This is a genomic window from Desulfobacterales bacterium, assembly GCA_034003325.1.
Taxonomy (GTDB): Bacteria; Desulfobacterota; Desulfobacteria; order Desulfobacterales; family JAFDDL01; genus JAVEYW01.
Genome location: JAVEYW010000007.1, coordinates 25893 through 48758, shown reverse-complemented (window position 1 = coordinate 48758; position 22866 = coordinate 25893). Strand labels below are relative to the sequence as shown.

Here is a 22866-nt window from a genome sequence, read left to right as displayed (position 1 = left end):
CATTACCGCAAGGAGGATATATATATGGGTGACAAGAATGATGTGGTAGTGCCTTTAGATGTCCCCAAAAATGCATGGCCCCTCTATAAAGAAAACTACCTCAGTATGACAAAAGGCAGCGGTCGGTTGATGCTGTTTGCCGGTGATCAAAAAGCTGAGCATTTAAACGGCGATTTTTATGGAGAAGGCATCCACCCTGACGATGCCGATCCGGAACATCTATTCAAGATCGCAGGGGGGGCAAAAATTGGTGTTTTTGCGACTCAGCTGGGATTAATTTCAAGATACGGCATGGATTATCCGCATGTCCCTTATCTGGTAAAACTGAATTCCAAGACCAATCTCGTAAAGACGCAGCAATCCGACCCCTTCAGTCATCAATGGTTCGATGTTCAAGATGTGATTGACTTCCGCGACAATAGCGGACTGAATATCCCGGCAGTGGGCTATACGGTTTATCTGGGAAGTGAGTACGAAGCGCAGATGCTTCATCAGGCAGCCCGAATCGTCTATGACGCTCACAAAAATGGATTAATTACGGTGCTCTGGATTTATCCCCGCGGCAAGGCGGTGGCGGATGAGAAAGATCCCCACCTGATTGCCGGTGCTACAGGTATGGCCGCATGCCTCGGCAGCGATTTTGTCAAGGTGAACTACCCCAAAAAAGAAGGCCGGGAATCAAAAGAGCTTTTCAAAGAAGCGGTGTTGGCGGCCGGCCGCACCAAGGTCGTTTGCGCCGGTGGTTCAAGCGTGGATACAAAAGTATTTCTGCAGCGCCTTCATGATCAGATAAGTGTCAGCGGCGCATCGGGAAATGCCACGGGTAGAAATATTCATCAAAAATCCCTTCAAGAGGCTATCAGGATGTGCAATGCCGTTTTTGCCATTACGGTGAATGGGGCGAGCGTGGAAGAGGCGATGAAGATCATACAATGAATGCTTGATGGGATTGTTAAGGGGCGACTGCTACGACAAGACTCAATCCTGAGTCGGAAAGGACTCGCGTTCCATGTTGAAGGAAGCCTTGCTTTATGAAAAGATGGCCGAAAACAGAGTCCGTTGCCATTTGTGCAACCACCACTGCAAAATTCATGAAGGTAAAAGGGGCATTTGCGGTGTTCGGGAAAATCAGGGCGGAAACCTCTACAGTCTTGTATATGGCAAGATCATCGCGGATCACATTGATCCCATAGAAAAAAAGCCACTTTTTCACTTTCTCCCGGGTTCAACCGCATTTTCCATCGGAACGGTGGGGTGCAACTTCCGGTGCAAGTTTTGCCAGAACTTTGATATTTCTCAATATCCCCATGATCACGGGGGAAAGATCGCCGGGCAGGACCAAACCCCCGAACAGGTGGTGGCATCGGCGCAGGCGGCGAGGTGCGAAACGATCGCCTACACCTATAACGAGCCGACCATATTTTTTGAGTTTGCTTATGATACCGCTATATTGGCCCATAAGGCGGGTATTAAAAACGTTTTTGTCAGCAATGGCTATATGAGCGCTGATGCCGCTCACCAAATGGCCCCGCATTTGGATGCCATCAACATCGATTTGAAGGCCTTTACGGATAAATTCTATAAAGAGATTTGCGGTGCCCGTCTTCAGCCGGTGCTGGAAACGATTCATCGCATGAAAGCACTGGGGGTGTGGGTGGAAGTGACGACGCTCATTATTCCCGGCTTAAACGACGCGAAGGATGAATTGCGGGAAATCGCCCGTTTTGTCAAAAGCGTCGGCGATGAGGTGCCATGGCACGTTACTGCATTTTATCCCACTTATCAGCTTAAGGACCGGCCACCGACCTCCGCAACCACGTTGCGCCTTGCCCGTGAAATCGGTTTGGAGGAGGGGCTTCGCTATGTATACGAAGGCAACGTGCCCGGTGAAGCAGGTGAGAATACGTATTGCCCTGAATGCGGCGTTAATGTCATTGAACGCTCCGGTTTCGGGTTTGTACGCAATCGGATTAAGGATGGAAAATGCCCCGCGTGCGGGAGAACAATCGACGGGGTAGGCCTATAACCCTTAGCCCGTTTATTATCAGAAACCTGCATGTCAACGCCCGGCATTTTAATAAAGCGAAAAGGAGGGGATTGATGGATGCCGAACAAAAAAAATGGGTATGCGCTCGCTGTGGATACTCATCTGCAAATCAATTTGTTGGCGATATCTGTCCAACGTGCGGATTGACTTACTGGAAATGCAGCAAATGCGGATTTCTCATTACCGCGGCGAAACCACCGATGGGTTGTCCCGAGTGCGGCGCCAATTGTGAATTTATAAACGTTACTTGTTATATTCCCGAGTGCGGCGGCCCGGGAAACATCGATCCTCGTCTATAAATTTCATGGGGCATTTTTTCGGGTTGATGCCAAAAAAGAGCGGATGAGTTTTTAACTGTACGGGTTGAAACCGCGAAGCGCTTTATCGGGCGGCTATGGACCTTATCGAAATATTACGGAACTGCTTGGAAACATTTCCTTTGCAGTGGGCTATTCGGGTTCAAGCGGAAGTCAGTGACCGTTACGAGCCGCCCCCTTTGGAGGAACTTCAGAAACTCCAATCATGGCCAGTCCAAAGGCGGATAACCACCGGTATCGCGGCTCGGCCTTTCAAGCATTGTCTCAATCTCACGTCGCAAGCCACTGAGGCGGCCTTTGCCGTTATTGCGCACGGGGATTACTCGAAAATAGACGCATTTATCGCCAAACTCTGCGGGATGGCGGAGGCGGACAATTTATTTATCTCGGAAGTTCAGCACGCGTTTGAAATTTATCGGACAATTCTGACCCCTGTTCTTGTCAAGGAGCTGCAAGGGGATGCCCTGCTCACCGCGTTGCAGTCGCTCAATTTTTTTCTGAGGTACACCATCAATCAGTTCAGCGAACACTTCCTGGCGCAGGCCGAAAAGGACTTGATAAAAGCCAAGGAAGAAGCCGAAACCGCAAACCTTGCCAAAAGTGATTTTCTGGCAAGCATGAGCCATGAAATTCGAACACCCATGAACGCCATTATCGGCATGGCGGAACTTCTCCTGGAAACACCTCTCTCCCCCGAACAGCAGCGATATGTGGCGGTTTTCAGAAACGCTGGAGAAAATCTGCTCAATATCATAAATGACATTCTTGATCTGTCCAAAATCGAAGCAGGATACCTCGAGCTGGAATACACCGATTTTAATCTCCGGGAAATCATCGAGAGAACGGCTGAAGAATTGTCCATCAGAGCCCATAGCAAGGGACTGGAGCTGGCGTGTCATCTTCTGCCCGATGTGCCTGTGAATCTTATCGGCGATGCTGTCCGGCTTCGGCAGGTTTTGGTGAACCTCATTGGAAATGCCATCAAGTTCACGGAGAAGGGGGAGGTGGTTGTTCGTGTGGCGAGGCAGACGTCGGAGCGCCGGTTAATTCCGGACAAAGACCCACAACAAACGGAAAAAATAAACCTTATTTTTTCCGTTTCCGACACGGGCATCGGCATTCCTCAGGATAAAGTCCATAAAATTTTTGATAAATTTACCCAGGCCGATTCTTCCACAACGCGAAAATACGGCGGCACCGGCCTTGGACTTCCCATCTCCAGACACCTGGTTGAGATGATGAATGGGGCTATCGAGATCAAGAGCCGGGAGGGCGAAGGGACAACGGTGTCCTTTACCGCCTGGTTCGATATTCAGAAGGAACCGAAACAATTGCCTGAAGTGGCTGCCTTTTATGAAGGAAAGCTCGTGAACCTCAGGGTTCTCATTATTGATGATAACGCGACCAATAGACTGATTTTAAAAGAAATGTTATCTGGATGGGGGAGCCTTCCCTCAGAGGCGAAAGGCGGAGAAGCGGGACTCGCCGAAATGGAGCGGGCCTGGAAGCGCGGGAATCCTTACGATTTGATATTGCTCGATTACCACATGCCGGGCCTTAACGGGTTGGATGTCGCTGAGCGAATCCGGAAAAATCGTGCGATTGCCGATGCAACGATCGTCATGATCACTTCGGACCTGGGCCAGAACGATTTTAGGCGGTTTCATGACCTGGGCATTGAAAGCTATTTTACGAAACCGGTCAAACGCGCTGAACTGAAAACGGCTATTCTGGCCGTGGTTTGTAAGGCAAGAGAAGAACAAATCGCGAATCTGCGCATTCTCATTGTGGATGATAATGCCACCAACCGATTGATTTTGAAAGAGATTTTGTCATGTTGGGGGAACCAACCCGCGGAGGCCGAAAATGGAGAACAAGGAATCGCCGAAATGGAGCGGGCCTGGAAGCGTGGGAATCCTTACGATCTGGTATTGCTTGATTACCACATGCCCGGTCTTGAGGGTTGCGAGGTCGTGGAGCGAATCCGGAAAAATTCCGCGATTGCCGGCACAGCGATTGTCATGATTACTGCGGATCCGGGCTGGGGTGATCCCCGGAAATGTCGTGAGCTGGGCATCGAGAGCTATCTTATAAAACCGATCAAACGCGCTGCGCTGAAAAATGCCGTTCTAACCGTGCTGTGCAAGATGAAAACGGCCGACCGGCCCCTTTCGACACCGCCGTCACCGATTGTTTCTGATACTTGCCGCGCGTTGCGCATCCTTCTGGCAGAGGATTCCGATGATAATCGACTGCTTTTGCTTTCCTATTTCAAACGCAGACCCTACCGGGTTGATATCGCGGAAAACGGTGCGATCGCAGTTGAAAAATTTAAAGAAAATGCCTACGACCTGGTCCTTATGGATATTCAGATGCCTGTGATGGACGGGTATACGGCAACCCGGGAAATCAGAAGATGGGAAAGGGAACATTCGGTCAAAAAGACGCCGATTGTCGCGTTGACGGCTTATGCCTTTAAGGAAGACCGGCAAAAGAGCCTTGATGCCGGTTGTGACGGCCACCTTGTCAAACCAATCAAAAAAGCCGTCCTTTTAGACGCCATTCTTGAATATACGGAAGGGGCGCACTGTTTATGACACAGCGCAATGAACAACAAATTGAGGTAAGGATAGACAGCGATCTGGCCGATCTTATTCCCGGTTATCTGGAAAACAGACGAAAAGACGTCTCTGATATTTGGGTCGCGCTGGAACTGGAGGATTATGAAACCATTCGAGTTCTCGGCCACGGCATGAAAGGAAGCGGCGGTGGTTATGGGTTTGAGGCGATCACCGAACTCGGCCGAGCACTTGAGCAAGCCGCGAAAAACAGGGAGTTGAAAACAATTAAAAAACAGGCGGTTGATTTGTTATATTACCTGGATCATCTCCAACTCATTTATGAATAAGGGGAAGGAAAGCTTTCCGTTACGGTGAATATGCCCTGCGCTTATGCGGGGTCTTTCTTGGCTTTTAAATACTTGCTCATGGTTAAAATATTTCGTCCATTGATGACTTCGTAACTGATTTCGTCCATAAGTGACTTCAGGATAAAAATCCCCATCCCTCGTTCCGGCAGGGTTTCCACCTTCAACGGATCAAAGCACAATGGCTCAATTTTTGATAGATCCATGCTTTTCCCGCTGTCGCCGATTTTGAAAGTTAACCGATCCGGGTAGCGCAGGATATCCACTTCGACTGAATGTCCCGGTTCGGAAGAATAGGCATGTTTCGTTACATTGGTTACCGCTTCCACCACACAAAGCTCAAGATGATAGCAAGTGATGGCGTCGATGGACAGCATATCGGCAATTCCTCTTACTGCGCTGCCGACCAGGGAAACATTCTCTATTCTGCTCTCAATAACGAGCCTGATCATGCTTGCCGCTTCCATTTTTTACACCTTTTCGGAAAGGGCACTGACGGCCTCTTCCTCAGAAGGAAAAATGTCGAATACCCGATTCATGCGGGTCAAACGGAAAAGGCTCATGACGGTTTCCTTCACGCCGCAGATCACCAGATTGCCCTCATTGCCGATCTTTTTAAGACCCGAAATAATGGCACCAAGGCCACTGCTGTCGATAAAGTCGACTTCGGAGAGGTTGAGAATAATCCGCCTGTTTCCGGAATCGATCCAGTCGCTCATCTTTTGTTTGAATTCCGTCGCGGTAGCAGCGTCAATTCTTTTTTCCAAGGGCCTTGCAATCAAGACATCCGCCAGTGTTTTCTGTTGCAGTTGCATAATATCCTTCCTAAAATCTACTTTTTCCGATCCTTATATTCAATTCCCAAAAGACTCACATCATCGCGGAGCTTTGTTCCGTTTGCAAACGTTTTCATTGCCATGAGAATCTCGTCCAACATCGCGTGAACAGGCAGGTGAATCAGGCTTTTTACCAGAACATGAAACCGGTTCTCCCCGAAGATTTCTCCTTTCTCATTCATCATTTCAAACACGCCGTCGGTATAACACAGGAGTTTGTCACCCTCGCGCAGTTTCCGCTGGTCTTCTTCAAACGGCAGGATACCGTCTAAACCGATGATCGTTCCTCCTTTTTCAAGCAGATCAACGGTTCCGTCCGCATGCAGAACGATCGGGGGTGGATGGGCGGCATTGCTGTAAGTCAGACTTCCGTGGCGCAGATCTATGATGAGATAGATAATGGTCAGAAATTTTTCAAACCGTTCCCACGGATATTCCGTATCTAAGGCAGTTAAAACCTCTCCTGGTGACACGATTTCATAACCACAGCTTAACTCCGATATCTTTCTGACGGTATACCCCATATGGGGTTGAAGTGCCTGGGATACGGAAAATGTCACCAAGGCTGCCGGCACGCCATGCCCGCTGATATCAATCATGTAAAAAGCGATATGATCCTCGTCTAGCTGCAAGACGTTAAAGATGTCGCCCCCGATTTTTTCGGAGGGTATAAATTTCCAGGCGATATCCAGCTGTTCAATTTGCGGCAGTTTTTGCGGCAACAGGCCCTGTTGGATTCCGGCGGCCGCCTGAAGATCTTCATCGAGGTTTTTTTGTTTTTCAGTCAGTTCGTAATTGGCAGCCATCAGCGCATTGGTAAGGTGACGAATCTTGAGTTGATTCTCGATGCGGGCCATCACCTCTCCTCGATCAAACGGCTTGGTGATATAATCGGCGCCACCGATGGCAAGACCTTTGATTTTGTCCGCCGCCTCGGACCGGGCGGATAGAAAAATGACCGGTATCTCCTTTGTGTTGGGATCGGATTTGATCCGTTCGCAGACTTGAAACCCGTCAATACCGGGCATGACGATGTCAAGAAGAATCAGATCCGGCATAAATTCGATTAGTTGAATCAGTCCATCGTCGCCGTTTTGCGCCTCTGCGATTTCATAGCCGGAGGCCGTGAGAAAACGGGAGAGCAATATCCTGATCTCCTGAGAATCGTCCACGATTAGGATCTTTTCTTTCATGACCGTCATTTCAAGGCGTTATTATTCCAGATGAAACGGGCATACTCGGAAACGGCTCTGTCGCTGGAGAATTTTCCGGACCGGGCAACATTGAGAATCGCTTTTTTCATCCAGGCGGCTGGATCCCGGAACGTTTTTTCTATTTTATCCTGAACCCCGATATACGGGAGAAAATCCGGCAAAAGGAAATAAGGGTCTTCATTATTCATCACACGATGGTAAATCCACTGAAAGAGCCCCGGTTCAGCGGCACAGAAGGTGTTGTCGCGAAAGGAATTTATAACCATGCGGACTTCCGGAAAACGGTGATAATATTCTATGGGATGGTAGGCGTTTCTTTCCTTCATGCCCTTAATCTCTTTTGCCTTTAATCCGAAAATAAACATATTGTCCGCTTCTGCTTCTTCAAGCATTTCGACATTGGCACCGTCCAGCGTTCCCACGGTCAAGGCGCCGTTGAGCATGAATTTCATATTTCCCGTTCCGGATGCCTCCATGCCGGCCATGGAAATCTGTTCACTCAAATCTGCGGCTGGAATGATCTTTTCAGCCAGAGAGACGCGGTAATCCGGCAGAAAAACAACTTTCAGGGAATTTCCGATTTTTTTATCCTGATTAATGACTTGCCCCACATTATGGATCAGCTTGATCATTTGTTGGGCCACCCAGTATCCGGGCGCGGCCTTGCCTGCGAAAATATAAGTTTTGGCAACCGTGGGCGTTTTTTCTCCCCTGATAATTCGCAGATATTCGTACACGATTTGCATGATCTTTAAGAGCTGGCGTTTGTACTCATGAATCCGTTTGACATGAATATCGAACAAGGCGTCGGGATCCACGGAAAGCCAAACGGTTTCAGAGATGATGCCGGCCAGAATTTCCTTGTTCGCCCGTTTGATCTTGCGAAAGGCGTCTTTGAAGGTTTCATCATCGGCATAAGGTTCCAGCCGTCGAAGCCGACTGAGATCGGTAATCCAGGAATCCCCGATGGTGTCGGTGATAAGCCGCGCAAGCAGCGGGTTGGCTTCCAGCAGCCAGCGTCTCTGGGTAATGCCGTTGGTGATATTGACGAATCGCTCCGGCCAGAGCGCGTGAAAATCCGAAAAATTATCGCGTTTTAATATTTCCGTGTGCAGGGCGGACACTCCGTTGATGGAATGGGATCCGACCAGGGCCAGATGGGCCATTCTGACCTGCTTGTCGTCACCCTCTTCAATGAGAGACACGCGACGGAGAAAATCGGTATTGCCGGGATAAAGAGCGGCCACTTTCCCGAGAAACCGCTGGTTGATTTCATAAATGATCTGAAGATGACGGGGGATAAAGTGTTCAAGGAGACTGACGGGCCACTTTTCCAAGGCTTCGGACAGAATGGTATGGTTCGTATATGCCAATGTTTTCCGGGTTATCTCCCAGGCGTGATCCCAGGGCAGGGCGTATTCGTCCACGAAAAGCCTCATCAGTTCCGCTACCGCCAGGGAAGGATGGGTATCGTTCATTTGAATGGCTACTTGTTCGGGAAAAGAATCAAAATTTTCATGAAGTTTTAGATAACGACGGATAATGTCCCGCAAGGAACAGGCAACCAGAAAGTATTCCTGTACCAAGCGGAGTTCCCTCCCTCGCCTGATGGTGTCGAGAGGATAAAGCATTTTGGTAATGCTTTCGGAATAGATCTTTTGTTCCACCGCACGAAAATAATCCCCTTCATTAAAGATCTGAATGTCAAAGTCTGCGGAGGCGCCCGCTGCATAGAGCCGCAGCCAGTTCACCGTTTTGCCCCCGTATCCGACGATGGGAATATCAAAGGGAATGCCCATGATCACCTTCCAATCAAGCCACATGGGATTGTAATTGCCGGCACGATCCTGAAAGTGCTCTATCCGGCCGTAGATAGGGACGATACATTTCTCATCCGTGCGTTTGATTTCCCAGGGATTGGATTCCGCCAGCCAGTTATCCGGCTTTTCCCGCTGATAACCGTTATCAATTTCCTGCTTGAAGAGGCCATATTCATAGTGGATCCCGTAACCGAAACCGGCCATATCAAGCGTTGCCATGGAATCGAGAAAGCAGGCCGCCAAACGTCCAAGCCCGCCGTTTCCCAGACCGGCATCTTTTTCCTGTTCCCGGACCTCTTCGATGTCGATGCCGGCATCCGCCAAGAGTTCCCTGCAGCTATCAAACATGCCGAGGTTGTGAAGGGTATTGCTCAGCAGTCTTCCGATCAGAAATTCCAGAGACAGATAATAGACCCGCTTGCTTTTTGTTTCATGATATCTTCGTTCCGTTTGCAGTATTTTTTCCGTCATCCGGTCCCGCACGGAAAAGGCCGTCGAGAGAAAAAGATCCTGATTTTCCTTTGAGGGAGATTCCTTGCACAAGGAACAGCGAAGATGATAATCCATCGATTTTTTCAAATCGGATTTTGATTTTCCCATATAACTTGGTTTCATATCAGGAACCTTTACAAAGAGCGGCTCAATTGATCGCGCCACATGTTATCGGGCCCGTTCGTCCGGATTTGTTTCGATTCTAAGCGTGAGTCCAGGCAAACGAAAAAGCTGATGACTTTGAAAAATTCTTTGGCCGCATGAAAACCACCATTATGGCCTTCCCGATAATAGTTGGTGTTCGAATGATGATGTTGAAAGAAAAGATAACAACTTGTTTATTATTATAGAAAAATATTGACAATTGCAATAACCAATCAGGGCGAAAACAACGCCCGTTTTGTCATGCGGGCAGGGATGGATCACTGCGCCAGTCCGGCAACATGTCGTCCGGATGAAATTGGCCTCGCAGTTATAACGAATTGACAAACAAGCCATCTTGGTCATACATTTGCCATACTTTCGGCGTTAAGTAATTTTTGGATGATGAATCATAATGGGTCTACAATCAAAAAAGTCATTTGCGACAGTGGATTATAAAAAGTGCAATCCGAAAAAATGCGACCCTGAAAAAGGGTGCTGCGCTGCTGTCCCTGCTTGCACCCATAAAGTGATCAAACAGATCGACGGCGTTTTTCAACCACCCATCATTTTCCAGGACATATGCATGGGATGCTGGGACTGTATCGAGGCTTGCCCACTGGGTGCCATCCAAGTGCGGCAGGTTACTTAGAAAGGCCATGTCGGCACCACCGGGCGATGAGCCCGGATGATTCGGTCTTTTTCAGTGAGTCTGGGCCTTGCCTTTTTTGCCGGGGCGACCATTCAACGGCTGGGGTGAATCCGACAAAAGCGCTGGAAAAAAATCCGCAAGATGATGAAAGTCGACTGCTTTTTTTATGATTTAAATGGTGCCCCCGGCAGGAATCGGACCTGCGGCACATGGATTAGGAATCCATTGCTCTATCCACTGAGCTACGGGGGCGCAAGGGGTTACGATTGTTTTTTGGCGTTGTGAAATCTTTGGGACGTGAACGAAAGATTCAGCGCCTTTTTTTACATCTTCATCGTTATGGTGAGCGGATCTTGCTGATGGTCTCAGGTTTAAATGTTTCCAATATTGCACTATAACTTTCATGTTCTTAGCGGCTCTCGCTGAATTTATCGCCGCTGTGTTTCTTAAGTCATAAAGCCGTAATTTGTCAACACCGGGTTTGCCGTAGTTTGAAATTTTGGATTCAAAAGGGCCTGCGATCTTGATGTTGCACCAGCCGGGTAGCGGATCGGCGGGAATCTTCAGGACGGGGTTTCTTTTGTTCAGCAGAAGGACGGCTCGCTTTTTCGATGCCACATCGGGTCACAAGATTTTCCGCGAGAGCCTTATTCCGCCAAAAGGGTTCTGCCATGATAAGTGATTTCTGTGGCGGACGATTCTCGGGTGATGGTTGCGTAATCAGGTCAAATGGTAAGAATGAAACATATCTTAGGGAAAGCATGTGTATGAGTGAATCGACGTTATGCCCCTTTTGCTGGGGCAATGCAAAATCACGAATGGTGGAAGTTTATAATTCGGTATTCGCCATTAAGGATAAATACCCGGTAACTGAGAGCCACCTGTTAATCCTGCCCAAAAGGCATACTCGAGACTATTTCAGCATGACAGCGAAGGAGAGAATGGATGCCGATAAGCTGATACGCGTTTTGCGAAACAGGATTACCCGGGATGATCCGACGGTGACCGGTTTTAATATCGGCATGAACGCCGGCGTATCCGCGGGCCAAACGATATTTCATGCGCATATTCATCTGATTCCCAGAAGAGATAAAGACACACCGAATCCACATGGTGGTGTAAGGGGCGTGATACCGGAAAAGATGGCGTATACCGTCTCAACCGCACCGGAACAAAAACCATAGCCTTTGATGGGGGCTTTCCATCGCCATAACAACGCGGCTCGGTTTATGTGATATGTCCCCGCCCCCGAAACCGGGAACCGATCAAAGGAACACGGCGTTTTTCCTTCAAATCCATCTCTCTGAAATTTAGCCGTTAACAGCAAACATGCCGGGTATATGCGGCAGGATAATCTTTTTATCGTGTTCTTCGCGATTATGCGTCGTTACAGGTCGCTCTTCAATAATCCCCATTAATTTTTTCTCTTAACTTGCCTGAACATGAAAAGGTTACGACTTTTCTCGGCTCCAGCATCATTTCTTCACCGGTGGCCGGGTTTCTGCCCCGTCTCTGATTTTTAAACTTAACATTGAATTTGCCGAAGCCTGACACCAAAACGTTATCACCGGATGCAAGCGCGCTTTTGATAATTTCCAGTAATTTTTCAACCGTATCAATGGCCTTGTGCTTTGTGAAGCTGGTTTCTGCCATTATGTTCTCGACGATCTGAGCCTTGGTAAGTGTCATGCCGGAAAGCCTCCTTTTTTTATGCATTGAGCGATGTATTGTTTCATTATCGAATGGATAAGTAGATGGGTATGTGTTATTTGTCAATAATGAATATGAAAACGGTTGGTTAGAAACCGAGTCGATTTGAAGCGGCTAAGGGGCACACGCGACCACTTCCTATCATGAAACAGAAACCCCGGCCCATTGCGTTGCGTAGAGAATAAAATTGCATTTTCTTTTAAAAGCATGCATATATAACCGAATGTTATCTGTCGCCTCTTCGAAATTGGCATCTCTTGGGCCAATACGGAGGGACAGCGATTTTGTAGCCCCTGATGTATCATACTTGACTGCGGTTTCAAGCTCAATTTGGTTTTGCGGATGGATGCGGGTTGCGCTGGTACAAACTGAAATGCCTTATTCGAATAGATACGAATTGGCCAACTTTCCGAGAGCATCACTGTGCGCCATGGAGGGTGAATGAAAGATCAGGATAAAACCAAGGTACAACTCATCGGTGAATTGGAAACGCTTCGGCAACAAGTTCGGGCGCTGGAAGCCGTTGAAAAGAAGTACAACGCCCTTGAGGCAAAGTTACGGCTTCTGAGGGAATTTGCGGATGATCAACAAGATAACGACGCCTTGGAAACCCCTTCGGATAAAAGACCCGATGCCACGGTTTTGGTGGTGGATGATAATGAAATTTTCCGGCTTTATATTACCAACGCGTTAAGCCATCACGGGTATACGGTGCTCGAAGCGGAAGGTTCGGATGAAGCCCTGCAGGTGCTTGAAAACGCCGAGACGCCGGTGGATCTGATTGTTGTTGATGTCGTAATGCCCGGAGTTGGCGGCAGTGAACTTGTCCAAACGGTCAAAGCGATGTATCCAAAGGTAAAGGTACTGTTTATGTCCGGCTATACGGATGAGATTCTTGTCCATTCGGATGTTCAAGCGGTGATGGAATCAAACGTGGCGTTTCTGCAAAAACCGTTTTTAACCGGGGAGCTTTTGAAAAAGGTGCGCAACGAGCTTGACAAAGCGGATATCTGATGGGGTTTGAGGGATGTACTACACCGAAACGAAAGAACAGGCGAGCGAGATATTGCGGCTGGCGTTAGGGGCGGTGGCGCAGCAGGGTGTTGCGCCGACGCCGATCAATTATACCCTTTGGTATGAGTATTTTTCAGGGACAAAATCGCTCCTGAAAAAGGCGATGGACAACCATTTGCAGCAGGGTAAACCGCTTTCCGAGCAGTTACATCAGGAGCTTTATCGGCAGTTCATTGCCGATGGGGATAGGCTGGCGAATCGAAAAATACTTCAGGAGTTTCAAAGAGTCATTGATGAAGTGGCCAACCATGTCAAAGAAGCGGGCGGCAATATGTCACAGCAGGGCGGAAAGCTCAAGACACTGGCCGGCCGCCTGGAAAATGAAAACGACCTGGATGCGGTGCGAAGCATTGTCGATTTTCTGATTATGGCAACCCGGCAGATTCTGGCTTCCAGCGACCATCTTGAAACCCGGCTGGCAAAGGCAACCAGCGAAGTCGATGCCTTGCGGGGGCAAATGGTGCGCTTAAAAGAACAGGCTGTGACCGATGCCCTGACGGGTCTGGTGAATCGGTGGGGGCTTGAGAAACTTTTGAAGCGGGAAATGCAAATCTCTAAAAAGGAAGGCAAGAGTCTTTGTGTTATCATGGCTGATATTGATAATTTTAAGCAAATCAACGACACTTACGGCCACCTGGTGGGAGATAATGTCATCAAGATGTTTGCCGCGACCCTGACGGATTTTGTCAAGGGCAGGGATTTGGTGGTTCGCTATGGGGGAGAAGAGTTTTTGATGGTGTTGCCCGACACGCCGATTTCCGGCGCGCTCAGCTTGTCCGGGAATCTGAAGACATTTCTGGAAACCATGAAATGGCGGCGAAAGGGGACCGGAAAAACGCTCGGGAAAATTTCCCTGTCTTTTGGTGTTGCCAAGTACCGATATGATGAATCCATGGAAAGCCTGATTCATCGGGCCGATCAGGCCCTCTACCACTCCAAACAAAACGGCCGCAACCGGGTGACTTCGGAAGACGAATTGAACCTGACGGAAATAAGAAATTAACCGACACGCCCCGTTATGATCCTGCCGATTGAATGATGAATGAAGGCGTTCCGTCTTTTTATAAAACAAGCGAAATATATCAATTCAAACTTTCAAATATTCTTGGTCAGTTTTTTTCCTTGCCGTTAAAGGGCGTGCCAAAGGGGTAAAGCGCCGACTGAATGTCCACGGGGTGTTTAATCAGTCCTTGCGCATGCATGATTTGCGCTGTCTGGCGCCAGGCCGCCACATCAATGGCGCCGATTGGAAGGCGCGGGTCGGGTTGAACCAGCGCGCGTGTGACGGCAAGCTGCTTTTCCAAAACAGGTTCGGGGGTATCGCGATCGAAGGGGTGAACGCGTTTTAGCGCCTTGGCTGAGTTTGCCGGTTTAAGGGCCTCTGCCCAGCCCGTCATGAGGGCTGTTATAAAGCGCTTGACGGTGTCTGAATGCGCCAAGAGCATTTGGCGGGACGTGATGACTGAATTGGCGGTGAACCGAACGCCGAAGCGGGCCGGGTCAAGAAACCGCACCCCCTTTCCGGAGGCACTGAGTTTTTCACCGAGAATGATCGCCTGGGAGTTTTGATAGACGGGCCAGAAGGTGACGCGGCGGCGATAAAACGGGGTGTAATCATAGCGGACACTGAAAAACCGGACATCTTTTTCCGTCAGCCCCGCTTCGGCGAGCAGGGTTCGCATGATGGCTTCATCGTTTCCGCCGAAGGTGACGCCGATCGTTTTGCCTTTTAGCGCGTGCAACTTTTCAATGACCGGTTCATCCTCATGGTAGATCCATTGAAGCGGATTGATCTGAAAAATTTGCGCGATCACCACGACGGGTGATCCCTTGGCCAGTGCCCGAACGACCTGATCACCGGAGGCAACGCCGAACTGGGCATAGCCCAGCTCCAACTCCTTGATGGCATCGCGTTCGGGGCCCCCGGCGTTGAGGGTGACCTGAAGGCCCGCCGCATCAAAGAATCCGAGGTCTTTTGCGTACAAGTCGCCGACGGCACTGATGTTTTTCAGCCATTTTAAGCGATAGACAATTTCTTTCGGAGGCGGTTCTGCCGCAGCCACGTTACCCAAAAAAGCAGCGAAAACGCTTAACATGAGGATGACGGCTACGGTTTTTCCAGAATGGGTTAAAGCCGGTTTGCCCACGATTTTTTGAACCATGTTCCGATCCATTCGAGTATCCCCTGATAAATGGAAAGTGAGATGCCGATAAAGAAAAGGGCGATCAGAATTTTGGCCAGATCGCTCTGGTAGAGCGCGATGCGAATGCTGTAACCGATACCGGCGTTGGCGGCGATGAATTCCGCCACAATCGTGCCGGCCATGGCCAGGGTGGCGCTGCCCGAGATGACGGTGGTTAATTTTTGAAGATTTTCAAAGGCTCGGATTTTTATTTCCAGTTGCCAGCGCATGCGGCCGGTCATGATATAAAAATGCTCCACATCGGTCACCGGTTCACTCATGATGCCGATAATCGAGAGCAGCAGCGGGAAATAACAAATCATGGCCGCGATTAACAGCCGTGAGATGAATCCGTCTCCTATCAAAATAAAAATGATGGGCGCCAGGGCTACGATGGGGTATGCCTGCACGTTATAGGCCGCGGTTTTGACGAAGGAGCCGAACCACGTTGCGCGGCGGCCCGCCACGCCGATTCCCAGCGCCAGACACAACGAGAGCACCTGACCGATCACGGCCACGGAAAGGGTGTCGAAAACATCGGCGCAGTATTGGCGGAAAAGGGTGATAATTGTTTTCCATAATTCCATCGGCGCCGGAATCACGTAATCGGAAAGCCCGGCGGCGTATTTAAGCAGCAAGAGCAGCAAAAGCCCGAGGCAATAAATGATGAGAAATTGAAAGATGCGCTTAAACAGCATTCATGATCTCCAACATCGTACCTGAGAGCTTTTTGTGATTCGGCGGGCTGTTGGCGATCCGGTTTTGTCCGTTGATAAGCAGCATTTGAGGGGATTTCTCTCTTGATCGCAAGACAAAGATGTGATCGCAGAATTCGGCAATTTCAGCCAGATTGTGGGAAATATAAAGAAAGCACTTGTTCGGGAACTGCGCTTTGATCGTAAAAATGATTCGCTCACGGGTTTTTTCATCCACATTGGCAAGACTTTCATCCAGAATCATCAGCTCAAAATCCTGCAACAGATACCGAATCAGGTTCACGCGGTTTTGCTGCCCGAGAGATAGGCGTGAAAACCGGGATGTCAGATGGCCTTGCAAACCGAACAGCGCCACGAGCGCTTCCAACCGGGACTTTTCATGGGGCGGCGTGATTTTTTCCAGATGTTTGCCGACCTGAGACCAATCCGGCAGCCGTTCCAGATTATAGGTATAGAGCAACCCGTTTTCAATGGGCGTCGTCACCTCGCCCGAAAATCCGGAGATGCGCTGCGTAATAATTTTTGCCAGAGAGGTTTTCCCGACTCCAGATGACCCGAAAAGCGCATGAAAACCGGGGGCTTCGATGCGAAAGGACAACCGGTCAAATACCGGGGCTTCGGCATTGGGATATTGATAGCATATGTCGCGGCATTCCAGAATCATTGGGTGAGGGATGCTTTCTTGTGTGGGTGCCGGTCCAGGAACTTAAAAACTTCCAATTGATATTCGCGCCGTGTCAGGGCTGTTAAATGGTCGCAAGCCGGCACGATGACGGTTTGGGCATTGGGAATCAAGGCCGCTAATTTCTCCGGTGGGCCGGCTACATCATCCTTTTCACCGGTTATGACCAATACCGGTTTTTCGGCCGACTGAAAGTTCGGCGGTCCGTCACTGTATACCCCTCTGGCGCAGGCGGTCAGCGCTCTAAGATCGTTGCCGGCCAGCTCGGAAAATTCTCTCAGGGCGCGAAGAAAGGGTTGGGTTATCTGCTCCGGGTAAGGCGTGCTAAGCGCCCGGGCGATTTGCTCTCCGCGTTGATGAAATTCCATGATGACGGCGCCGATCCCCCCCAGCACCACGGCGTTGAAGCGTTCGGGAAAACGCACCATAAGATAAGACGATATCCATGCGCCCATAGAGTAGCCGATCATATCAGCCGATTCAATTTCGAGCCGATCCATCAACCCGATGATATCTTGCCCCATCAGGCGGCAAGGGTAGTCGGCCGGGGAATAAAATTTCGTGCTGTCGCCATGACCTCTTAAATCCGGCGCGATGACTTGCCGGCCGTTCCGGGTCAACTGATCGATCCAACCGGTATTTATCCAGTTGATTCGATGACTGCTGGCAAAGCCGTGAACCAATACCACGGGTTTGCCAGTTCCCGCTGCGTGGTAATTGATGTCGACGCCGTCCGAATGAAAAACAGTCAAGGCGTTGATCCTTTTTAGAAAAAAAGGTTGGTGATCGTCACACCGGATGTATGCTGAAAATGCGACGGATTCAAGTAATTATTCATAACTTGCTTTTCAAAACGCAACCGGCCCATTCAATCAATACCTGATTCGAATGGGCCGGAATTTTAAGAATTAGCAGATGGAGATGGTCGCCATTAAGATACGGCCTCCACGGCGGTGACCTCCGGAATTTCTTGCATCATCAGCCGCTCGATGCCGTTTTTCAGCGTCAGTTGAGACATGGGGCAGCCATGGCATGCGCCGGTAAGACGCACCTTAACGATGCTGCCGGCCACTTCCACCAACTCGACATCCCCACCGTCCGCCTGAAGCATCGGCCTGATTTTTGTGATGACGGCTTCTACCTTTTCTTTCATAACGATTTCCTCCTTTTTTCTGATGGCCGGTGAAGGTCACCCCTACTGTTCAAGCGGTGATTCAGGATGCCGGCGCAATGTCTGCTCCGCTGTGCCAATCATGAATAAAACGGTTTCTAAACCGCGTGAATTCTCCTGCTTCGATGGCGGCGCGCATACTCGCCATCAGGTGCGTATAATAATAAATATTATGAATCGTATTGAGCCGATAGGCAAGCAATTCTTTGTTCATGTATAGATGACGCAAATACGCTCGCGAATAATGCCGGCAGGTGTAGCAGGCGCACGCTGCATCAATGGGGCTTTCATCCAGCCGGTGAAGGGCGTTTGAGATGTTCAGGGTGCCGTAAGGGGTGAACAACTGCCCGTTTCTGGCATTTCGCGTGGGCATCACACAATCGAACATATCCGCGCCCAGATCCACCAGCGCCACCAAGTCCTCGGGGGTTCCAACCCCCATGACGTATTTGGGGGAATTTTCGGGAAGCGCCGAGAGAGAGACTTCGCCCATTTCAACCATCAGTTCTTTGGGCTCTCCCACGCTGAGCCCTCCCACGGCATATCCGGGAAACCCGATATCTTGCAGGGCCGCTGCCGATTCCCGTCTTAGATCGGCATACATGCCGCCCTGGACAATGCCGAAGAGGGTGGATGAAACAGATTGTGCGGCGGCGGTCCAGGCCGTTTTACACTGCCCGGCCCAGTGCGTGGTCCGCTGCAAGGCCTCTTGGGCCGTTTGCCGGCTTGCCGGATAGGCGATGCACTGATCCAGGCACATGATAATATCGGCGCCGATACAGTGTTGAATTTCAATCGCCTTTTCCGGAGTCAGCAAATGCAGCGAGCCGTCTATATGAGAGCGAAAGGCCGCGCCCTCGTCCGTGATTTCCATCAACCGGGCCAGGGAAAAGATTTGAAACCCGCCGCTATCGGTCAAAATGGGCCGGTCCCAGTGCATAAATCGATGCAATCCGGAAAACCGATCGATGACCTCACAGCCCGGTCTAAGATATAAATGATAGGTGTTACCCAGAATAATTTGCGCGCCGGCTGCCAAAAGCTCTTCGGGGGAGAGAGCCTTGACCGTGCCCAGCGTTCCCACTGGCATAAATACCGGCGTTTTAATCTGCCCATGCGCGGTGGTGATCACTCCGGCCCGGGCCGACCCTTTTTCTGCTTTGGCGGTGAGTTCGAAAGAAAACATGCGGCCTCATTCAATGGATAACGGGTTTGTAAAAACGGATTTTTCACGCGAAGCCGCTCAGAGCGTAACGATAAACCCCATCTATATCACTCCCTGCTCACTCAATATACATCGCATCGCCATAACTGAAAAACCGGTATTTTTTTTCCACTGCTTCGGCGTAAGCGGCCAGGGCCTTTTCTCTCCCGGCAAAGGCTGCGACCAGCATCAGCAAGGTCGACTCCGGCAGATGAAAGTTGGTAATCATGGCATCTACGATTTTAAAGCGATACCCGGGATAGATAAAAAGATCACTTCGTCCGCTGCCCGGATGCACCACGCCGTTACGGTCCGCTGCGTATTCAAGGGTTCTAACCGAGGTGGTGCCCACGCCCACCACCCGATTTCCCGAGGCCTTGACGCGATTGATGATATCGGCGCTGTCTTCTGAAATAACGAATGCTTCAGAATGCATTCGGTGTTCGCGGATATCCGAGACCCTTACGGGCACAAAGGTGCCGTACCCCACATGAAGGGTGATGGGCACCACATGAACGTCGTTTTCTTTAATCGTCCGCAGCAATTGGGTTGAAAAATGAAGCCCGGCGGTGGGGGCCGCCGCCGCCCCCTTTTCGGCGGCATACACGGTCTGATAGGATATGACATCTTGGGTATTCAAGGTGTTGCCTGCGCGCTTGATGTAAGGGGGCAACGGAACTTTTCCGATTCGGTAAAGGATGGCTTCAAAATCTCCGTCAAAGCAAAAATCAACGGTAAAGATGCCGTCCTCAAAGTCCACCACTTCGGCGCGAAGTGCGGGGTCAAGGTCGATGATGGCGCCGGGTTGCGGGCGTTTGGCGGCTCTGATCAAGCACTTGAATCGAAGCATGCCCGCGGCGATTTGTTGTTCTATTCCGTCTGCGTAATCAATGATCAGCAGCTCGACCTTTCCGCCCGTTTCTTTATTCCCTGAAAGGCGGGCTGGCACCACGGCGGTGTTATTGATGACCAGTGCGTCCCCGGGGGATAGAAACCGGCCAATGTCCGTGAACGGATGATGGGTTATTTGTCCGGAAGGACGTTGAAGGACCATTAGCCGGGAATGTTCCCGGCGGGAAACCGGTTGTTGCGCGATGAGCGATTCGGGAAGCGCATAATGATAATCTTCCAATTGATACATGGGGATTATTGTCTTCCTATGTAAACCAGGAAAAGCCCGGTGAGCATCAACATGAATCCGAACCTTCGAAGCACCCCGCCGGGCATTTCCAGCATCGCACAGATAAGCCGTTTCATTTTATCCGGAAAGGCAAAATAAGGCAGGCCTTCCACAATCAAGACCATGCCGATTACACATAAAAAATAATCCATACCCATCACTGGTGAATAAAATCGATGGAGTTGCCAAAAATATCAGAGGGCAGTTTCACGGCCGCCATGATACGGGCCGCTGTAGTTTCCGCTTCCATAGGGTGCAGCTTTTCGAGAAACTCATCATATGTCGGTTTGTTGTCCATGGGCAGCTCTTTCCATGATGAAAGGGGACTCAATTAGGATGCCAGATGCGCCAATACGATTTTTAGCATGCGGCGGACCGGCTCGGCTGCTCCCCACAACAATTGGTCTCCCACCGTAAAGAGCGTTAAGTATTCCGGGCCGATGTTTAATTTCCGCAGCCTGCCGACCGGAACCGTCAACGTGCCGGTGACCGCCGATGGCGTCAGCTCCTTGATGGTTTCTTCCTTGGTGTTGGGAATGACCTTGACCCAATCATTGGCGGTTCGAATGATTCCCGCGATTTCTTCAAGCGGAAGGTCCTGCTTGAGCTTGATGGTTAACGCCTGGCTATGGCAGCGCATGGCGCCGATTCGCACACAAAGGCCATCAATGGGCACTGGTTTTTGAGTTTGAAGGATCTTATTGGTTTCCGCAAAGCCTTTCCATTCCTCACGGCTTTGGCCGGACGGCATTCGTGTGTCGATCCAAGGCAACGCGCTCCCGGCCAAAGGGGCACCAAAGCTTTGTGTTGGAAAGTCGCTGCTGTGCATCGTTTCAAGCACCTTTTTGTCGATATCGAGAATGGCGGCGGCCGGATCCTGAATCAGCTCCCGAGTGGCGGTGCCGATCCGATCCATCTGGGAAACCAGCTCACGCATGTTCTTGGCGCCGGCGCCGGAGGCGGCCTGGTAGGTCATACTGGTCATCCATTCAATGGCGTTTTTCTGAAACAGGCCGCCGATCGCGATCAGCATCAGGCTGACCGTACAGTTGCCGCCGATAAAATCTTTCACGCCGTTTTTAAGCCCTGCGTCAATCACATGTCGATTCACCGGGTCAAGAATGATGATACTCGTTTCTTCCATGCGAAGGGCCGATGCGGCATCGATCCAGTACCCTTTCCAGCCATCTTTTCTTAACGCCGGATAAATCGCTTTGGTATAATCGCTTCCCTGACAGGTCACAAGAACATCCAGATTCCGAAGCCGGCCGATATCGAAAGCGTCCTGCAGCGGCGGCGTTTCCACGCCGATTCGCGGCCCGCTTTGACCCACCTGAGAGGTGGTAAAAAAAGTGGGTTCATAACCGGTAAAGTCCTTTTCTTCGAGCATCCTGCCCATGAGCACCGAGCCCACCATTCCCCGCCATCCGATGAAACCCACCTTGATCATCATGCGATCCTTTCTGAAAATGCATATGTTGTCATGAAACCCCGCGATCCGATTTCATGGTTGTTAACCGGTTGATACGCCAGCGTTTCCGGGTGGTTGCGCTTGGCAATTCAACCTTGAAACATAGGGAAAAATGTCAGTATTGTCAACTATTATACAGCATTTTGAATAACCAGGCCACAGATAGAATCGTCAGCGAAAGAACGCCGCACCAGAACTGGACTTTTGTCGATAGGGGGCGCGCGAGAAAAGCAGCGTGACCGAATCCGAGGAAGAGGCCGGTGATTAATCCGAACAAATGGGCCATGAGATCGGTCCGCTCGCCACTGCTTCCCAGTATGCCCAACAGGCCCAGTCCCGCGGCCAACGGCAGCCATGCCTTACCGCGGGCATGGCGGTGCTCGCTTTTACGTCGCAACTGAATCGCCGATAAAATGCCGATGGCACCAAAAACAGCCGTCGAGGCCCCGACCGAGACATGATTGCTTTGGTAAAAAACAGCATTGGCTAGATTGCCGATAACGCCTGACAGCAATATCAGCAACCATCCCGCACCGGGTCCGGTAATCATGCAGACCGCCGTACCAAAGATCATTGTGCCGACCACATTTGCGATGAGATGAACTTCCCCCGAGTGAATCATCAGCGCTGTAACGGCACGGTAAATCTCGCCGCTCACGATTCGGGCTGCATTTGCACCGAATAGTGCAACGATGCTCTCGTGAGCATGGTGGTAGGTGATGGCCACATGAAAGAGGATTAAAAGCGCCGCTCCCCAGAGCCCCGAGAGCAAGGTGTCGGGATGGGTCGTTTCCGTTGGCGGCAAAAGGGATGCTTCAGGGTTTTCAATAAAATACGCCTTAATTTTTTCTTCGGCATTTTCCATATGCGCGGGCTGAACCCAAATTTCCCACATGCGGTCCGCTTTTGCCAATGTGTAGGGGATCGCTGCGGAAGACAGAATCAGCGCGATCAAATTGGTTTGTTCAGCAACAGGAGATGAAAAAAGTTTGGGCATCTGGTAGGTTCCGGATCATATGTGCCTGATGCA

At 50.2% G+C, this 22866-nt stretch carries 23 protein-coding genes and 1 tRNA gene; 7 read left to right on the top strand and 17 right to left on the bottom strand.

Annotation, left to right across the window (positions count from 1 at the left end):
- The first annotated feature begins 24 nt into the window (after nt 1–24).
- The 4 genes from RBT11_09140 to RBT11_09125 all read left to right on the top strand — a co-directional run bounded on the left by RBT11_09140 (nt 25) and on the right by RBT11_09125 (nt 5272).
- Nucleotides 25–936 carry a hypothetical protein gene (locus tag RBT11_09140; GenBank protein MDX9786928.1) on the top strand — a complete coding sequence of 304 codons (912 nt, stop codon included), beginning with the start codon at nt 25–27 and terminating at the stop codon, nt 934–936.
- A 73-nt stretch (nt 937–1009) separates the two neighbouring features.
- Complete coding sequence (amrS, locus tag RBT11_09135; protein MDX9786927.1) at nt 1010–2026, top strand: AmmeMemoRadiSam system radical SAM enzyme; 1017 nt, start codon at nt 1010–1012, stop codon at nt 2024–2026.
- A gap of 445 nt (nt 2027–2471) precedes the next feature.
- On the top strand, nt 2472–4961 hold the full coding sequence (locus RBT11_09130) for a response regulator (GenBank protein ID MDX9786926.1): 2490 nt from the start codon (nt 2472–2474) through the stop codon (nt 4959–4961).
- Nucleotides 4958–5272, top strand: a complete 315-nt coding sequence (locus RBT11_09125; GenBank protein ID MDX9786925.1) for an Hpt domain-containing protein — start codon at nt 4958–4960, stop codon at nt 5270–5272. Before RBT11_09130 ends, RBT11_09125 begins: the two co-directional genes overlap by 4 nt.
- 41 nt (nt 5273–5313) lie before the next feature.
- On the opposite strand, the gene RBT11_09120 is transcribed toward RBT11_09125, so the two are convergent.
- The 5 genes from RBT11_09120 to RBT11_09100 form a co-directional block, all read right to left on the bottom strand.
- Nucleotides 5314–5757, bottom strand: coding sequence for an ATP-binding protein (locus tag RBT11_09120; GenBank protein MDX9786924.1), 444 nt, complete (start codon nt 5755–5757; stop codon nt 5314–5316).
- A 3-nt stretch (nt 5758–5760) separates the two neighbouring features.
- Nucleotides 5761–6105 carry an STAS domain-containing protein gene (locus RBT11_09115; GenBank protein ID MDX9786923.1) on the bottom strand — a complete coding sequence of 115 codons (345 nt, stop codon included), beginning with the start codon at nt 6103–6105 and terminating at the stop codon, nt 5761–5763.
- A gap of 17 nt (nt 6106–6122) precedes the next feature.
- On the bottom strand, nt 6123–7319 hold the full coding sequence (locus RBT11_09110; GenBank protein ID MDX9786922.1) for a SpoIIE family protein phosphatase: 1197 nt from the start codon (nt 7317–7319) through the stop codon (nt 6123–6125).
- Nucleotides 7320–7324: 5 nt separating this feature from the next.
- Complete coding sequence (locus RBT11_09105) at nt 7325–9775, bottom strand: glycogen/starch/alpha-glucan phosphorylase (protein MDX9786921.1); 2451 nt, start codon at nt 9773–9775, stop codon at nt 7325–7327.
- A gap of 846 nt (nt 9776–10621) precedes the next feature.
- Nucleotides 10622–10697: transfer RNA gene (locus RBT11_09100), tRNA-Arg, on the bottom strand.
- A 515-nt stretch (nt 10698–11212) separates the two neighbouring features.
- On the opposite strand from RBT11_09100, the gene RBT11_09095 reads away from it, so the two are divergent.
- Nucleotides 11213–11629 (top strand): HIT domain-containing protein, encoded by a 417-nt coding sequence (locus tag RBT11_09095; protein MDX9786920.1) that lies wholly within the window; start codon nt 11213–11215, stop codon nt 11627–11629.
- Between the two features lie 217 nt (nt 11630–11846).
- Here RBT11_09095 and RBT11_09090 read toward each other — a convergent pair whose 3' ends face one another.
- Complete coding sequence (locus RBT11_09090; protein ID MDX9786919.1) at nt 11847–12134, bottom strand: integration host factor subunit alpha; 288 nt, start codon at nt 12132–12134, stop codon at nt 11847–11849.
- A 462-nt stretch (nt 12135–12596) separates the two neighbouring features.
- On the opposite strand from RBT11_09090, the gene RBT11_09085 reads away from it, so the two are divergent.
- The gene (locus RBT11_09085) at nt 12597–13169 is read left to right on the top strand and encodes a response regulator (GenBank protein MDX9786918.1); all 573 of its coding nucleotides are present in this window, start codon (nt 12597–12599) and stop codon (nt 13167–13169) included.
- A 13-nt stretch (nt 13170–13182) separates the two neighbouring features.
- Complete coding sequence (locus RBT11_09080) at nt 13183–14232, top strand: GGDEF domain-containing protein (protein ID MDX9786917.1); 1050 nt, start codon at nt 13183–13185, stop codon at nt 14230–14232.
- A gap of 106 nt (nt 14233–14338) precedes the next feature.
- On the opposite strand, the gene RBT11_09075 is transcribed toward RBT11_09080, so the two are convergent.
- The 11 genes from RBT11_09075 to RBT11_09025 form a co-directional block, all read right to left on the bottom strand.
- The gene (locus RBT11_09075; protein MDX9786916.1) at nt 14339–15403 is read right to left on the bottom strand and encodes an ABC transporter substrate-binding protein; all 1065 of its coding nucleotides are present in this window, start codon (nt 15401–15403) and stop codon (nt 14339–14341) included.
- Entirely contained in the window at nt 15358–16110 is a 753-nt protein-coding gene (locus RBT11_09070) for an ABC transporter permease subunit (protein MDX9786915.1), read from the bottom strand. Before RBT11_09070 ends, RBT11_09075 begins: the two co-directional genes overlap by 46 nt.
- A complete protein-coding gene (locus tag RBT11_09065) occupies nt 16100–16792 on the bottom strand; it encodes an ATP-binding cassette domain-containing protein (GenBank protein MDX9786914.1) in 693 nt (230 codons plus the stop codon). The genes RBT11_09070 and RBT11_09065 overlap by 11 nt, the downstream gene beginning before the upstream one ends.
- The gene (locus tag RBT11_09060; protein MDX9786913.1) at nt 16789–17562 is read right to left on the bottom strand and encodes an alpha/beta hydrolase; all 774 of its coding nucleotides are present in this window, start codon (nt 17560–17562) and stop codon (nt 16789–16791) included. The genes RBT11_09065 and RBT11_09060 overlap by 4 nt, the downstream gene beginning before the upstream one ends.
- Before the next feature lie 179 nt (nt 17563–17741).
- A complete protein-coding gene (locus tag RBT11_09055) occupies nt 17742–17963 on the bottom strand; it encodes a NifU family protein (protein ID MDX9786912.1) in 222 nt (73 codons plus the stop codon).
- A 61-nt stretch (nt 17964–18024) separates the two neighbouring features.
- Entirely contained in the window at nt 18025–19167 is a 1143-nt protein-coding gene (gene tgt / locus RBT11_09050; protein ID MDX9786911.1) for a tRNA guanosine(34) transglycosylase Tgt, read from the bottom strand.
- Between the two features lie 97 nt (nt 19168–19264).
- The gene (queA, locus tag RBT11_09045) at nt 19265–20326 is read right to left on the bottom strand and encodes a tRNA preQ1(34) S-adenosylmethionine ribosyltransferase-isomerase QueA (GenBank protein MDX9786910.1); all 1062 of its coding nucleotides are present in this window, start codon (nt 20324–20326) and stop codon (nt 19265–19267) included.
- Between the two features lie 5 nt (nt 20327–20331).
- On the bottom strand, nt 20332–20517 hold the full coding sequence (locus RBT11_09040) for a DUF2065 domain-containing protein (GenBank protein MDX9786909.1): 186 nt from the start codon (nt 20515–20517) through the stop codon (nt 20332–20334).
- A gap of 5 nt (nt 20518–20522) precedes the next feature.
- Nucleotides 20523–20663 carry a hypothetical protein gene (locus tag RBT11_09035; protein ID MDX9786908.1) on the bottom strand — a complete coding sequence of 47 codons (141 nt, stop codon included), beginning with the start codon at nt 20661–20663 and terminating at the stop codon, nt 20523–20525.
- 33 nt (nt 20664–20696) lie between these two features.
- Nucleotides 20697–21818 (bottom strand): aspartate-semialdehyde dehydrogenase, encoded by a 1122-nt coding sequence (gene asd, locus RBT11_09030; GenBank protein MDX9786907.1) that lies wholly within the window; start codon nt 21816–21818, stop codon nt 20697–20699.
- 142 nt (nt 21819–21960) lie between these two features.
- On the bottom strand, nt 21961–22833 hold the full coding sequence (locus tag RBT11_09025) for a rhomboid family intramembrane serine protease (GenBank protein ID MDX9786906.1): 873 nt from the start codon (nt 22831–22833) through the stop codon (nt 21961–21963).
- Nucleotides 22834–22866: the final 33 nt, after the last annotated feature.

Excerpts from the sequence above, each read along its gene's own strand:
- RBT11_09070 (MDX9786915.1), bottom strand. The coding sequence starts at position 16,110 with ATGCTGTTTAAGCGCATCTTTCAATTTCTCATCATTTATTGCCTCGGG.
- RBT11_09075 (MDX9786916.1), bottom strand. The coding sequence starts at position 15,403 with ATGGATCGGAACATGGTTCAAAAAATCGTGGGCAAACCGGCTTTAACC.
- RBT11_09095 (MDX9786920.1), top strand. The coding sequence starts at position 11,213 with ATGAGTGAATCGACGTTATGCCCCTTTTGCTGGGGCAATGCAAAATCA.
- RBT11_09025 (MDX9786906.1), bottom strand. The coding sequence starts at position 22,833 with ATGCCCAAACTTTTTTCATCTCCTGTTGCTGAACAAACCAATTTGATC.
- queA (MDX9786910.1), bottom strand. The coding sequence starts at position 20,326 with ATGTATCAATTGGAAGATTATCATTATGCGCTTCCCGAATCGCTCATC.
- RBT11_09065 (MDX9786914.1), bottom strand. The coding sequence starts at position 16,792 with ATGATTCTGGAATGCCGCGACATATGCTATCAATATCCCAATGCCGAA.
- RBT11_09055 (MDX9786912.1), bottom strand. The coding sequence starts at position 17,963 with ATGAAAGAAAAGGTAGAAGCCGTCATCACAAAAATCAGGCCGATGCTT.
- RBT11_09105 (MDX9786921.1), bottom strand. The coding sequence starts at position 9,775 with ATGAAACCAAGTTATATGGGAAAATCAAAATCCGATTTGAAAAAATCG.
- RBT11_09115 (MDX9786923.1), bottom strand. The coding sequence starts at position 6,105 with ATGCAACTGCAACAGAAAACACTGGCGGATGTCTTGATTGCAAGGCCC.
- RBT11_09090 (MDX9786919.1), bottom strand. The coding sequence starts at position 12,134 with ATGACACTTACCAAGGCTCAGATCGTCGAGAACATAATGGCAGAAACC.
- RBT11_09140 (MDX9786928.1), top strand. The coding sequence starts at position 25 with ATGGGTGACAAGAATGATGTGGTAGTGCCTTTAGATGTCCCCAAAAAT.
- asd (MDX9786907.1), bottom strand. The coding sequence starts at position 21,818 with ATGATGATCAAGGTGGGTTTCATCGGATGGCGGGGAATGGTGGGCTCG.
- RBT11_09110 (MDX9786922.1), bottom strand. The coding sequence starts at position 7,319 with ATGAAAGAAAAGATCCTAATCGTGGACGATTCTCAGGAGATCAGGATA.
- RBT11_09040 (MDX9786909.1), bottom strand. The coding sequence starts at position 20,517 with ATGGATTATTTTTTATGTGTAATCGGCATGGTCTTGATTGTGGAAGGC.
- RBT11_09085 (MDX9786918.1), top strand. The coding sequence starts at position 12,597 with ATGAAAGATCAGGATAAAACCAAGGTACAACTCATCGGTGAATTGGAA.
- amrS (MDX9786927.1), top strand. The coding sequence starts at position 1,010 with ATGTTGAAGGAAGCCTTGCTTTATGAAAAGATGGCCGAAAACAGAGTC.
- RBT11_09120 (MDX9786924.1), bottom strand. The coding sequence starts at position 5,757 with ATGGAAGCGGCAAGCATGATCAGGCTCGTTATTGAGAGCAGAATAGAG.
- RBT11_09125 (MDX9786925.1), top strand. The coding sequence starts at position 4,958 with ATGACACAGCGCAATGAACAACAAATTGAGGTAAGGATAGACAGCGAT.
- RBT11_09080 (MDX9786917.1), top strand. The coding sequence starts at position 13,183 with ATGTACTACACCGAAACGAAAGAACAGGCGAGCGAGATATTGCGGCTG.
- tgt (MDX9786911.1), bottom strand. The coding sequence starts at position 19,167 with ATGTTTTCTTTCGAACTCACCGCCAAAGCAGAAAAAGGGTCGGCCCGG.
- RBT11_09035 (MDX9786908.1), bottom strand. The coding sequence starts at position 20,663 with ATGGACAACAAACCGACATATGATGAGTTTCTCGAAAAGCTGCACCCT.